This is a genomic window from Exiguobacterium sp. HSB13 (assembly GCF_056764755.1).
The window spans coordinates 1-279 of the sequence record NZ_JBUZOM010000047.1; the positions used below are offsets into that span (position 1 = coordinate 1).

Annotated in this window: 1 rRNA gene; it reads right to left on the reverse strand. The window is 47.3% G+C overall.

What is annotated here, in order from left to right:
- Positions 1 to 102, reverse strand: a 5S ribosomal RNA gene (gene rrf, locus ACZGCQ_RS16990); the annotation flags it as partial.
- Positions 103 to 279: the final 177 nt, after the last annotated feature.

The following is a 279-nucleotide window of genomic DNA, read 5'->3' on the forward strand; positions in this document are numbered from 1 at the left end:
TATCCTCACAGGGGGAAGCCCCCAACTACTTTCGGCGTTCAAGTGCTTAACTTCCGTGTTCGGCATGGGAACGGGTGTGACCACTTGGCTATCGCCACCAGACATTTATTATCTTAACATTATGTTCACATAACGTCAAGACTTTTTTTCGTTTTTTTTGAAAGGCTCGCGCCCTCAAAACTGAAGTCATCAACAATGCATCTGCTAGAACAAGGCCTCGACCGATTAGTATCACTCAGCTCCACATGTCGCCATGCTTCCACCCGTGACCTATCTACC